Here is a 1,164-nt window from a genome sequence, read left to right as displayed (position 1 = left end):
AATTGTTGTGCATTAAAAGAGCCTCTGTCTAAAATGAAACATCCAATGTTTGAGTAGGGGAAAGTGCACTTGGTCTATCTAAGTGATTATGGTGATAGAAACTAGGGGAGTTTATAAGTAACTATAGTTTCTTAAAGGTTCAGTATGTAGGATTAGGGGGAATATATTGGCAGAAATGGAACATAATATTCATAACTACATTTCTATTAGTGTGTAATCACCTGAAAATAAGAATCGTTTTTATTACCATAGAATGAGCTGTTTATATCTACATAGGGAGCGGGTCTTTGTTTATGTAGAACGCCATGTTGCACCACCGTGTTTCTACTGTAGCCCAGAATGGACAAACCAAACACTGGCTCTAGATAGGGCCGTTCATTTTTTCACGTAACTCACTGTAGTTCAGCTTCACAAGAAGCACGTGGGAAAAGTGTCAGCTGCAATCTCACCACTAGATGCCACTAAATCCTTCACACTGCTCTTTTAAATTATTTCAAGAGTGTGTTCAAAGGGATAGTGCACCCAAAAATGAAAATTCAGCCATTATCTACTCACCCATATGCCGAGGGAGGCTCAGGTGAAGTTTTAGAGTCCTCACATCCCTTGCGGAGATCCAAGGGGAGAGGGGGTAGCAGCACAACTCCACCTAATGCAGGCTGATGGCGCCCCAGTTTAAAACGTCAAACACATAATTGAAACCACAAAATATCTCCATACTGCTCGTCCGTAGTGATCCAAGTGTCCTGAAGCCCCGACATAAAAAGTTGTTTGGAAAAACGTCATTTGAACTCTGTTTTTAGCCTCATTGTAGCCTGTAGCTCTGACTGCCTCTCTGTGCTCTGCGCTCACGTGTGCGCTCAGGGTGATCGGTGATGCACGGTCTCTAAAGAGCAGCAGTCTCGTCAGTACTGATGTCCAGATTCTCAAGTGCAGGCGTCACCAATTCCCAGTCTGAGCAGCAAAGACTTTCCTCATCCGTTGGCATTGCTTTGCATTTGAAACAACTACACCACCAGGTTTCCAGTGCTCGACTGCGGTATTCTGCAGCTGGCTGAGGGTTAGGCTCATGAGCTGCGGCGGCTGCTTCGTCCAGTAGCCTGAATTCCATCCGTATACTCGGGCTCAAACAAATACGGCTCAACAAAGAAATGCTGTTCCTCCTCA

The 1,164-nt window shown here is 44.5% G+C and carries 1 protein-coding gene; it reads right to left on the bottom strand.

Translation table 11 applies throughout. The features are described from left to right. Positions 1 to 883: 883 nt before the first annotated feature. Positions 884 to 1,108: a hypothetical protein gene (locus R7O13_RS24345; protein WP_318304866.1), complete on the bottom strand. Its 225-nt coding sequence runs from the start codon at positions 1,106 to 1,108 to the stop codon at positions 884 to 886. Positions 1,109 to 1,164: the final 56 nt, after the last annotated feature.

It is taken from the genome of Vibrio sp. Y176, assembly GCF_033438945.1.
This window is presented reverse-complemented; position numbering and strand designations above follow the sequence as displayed.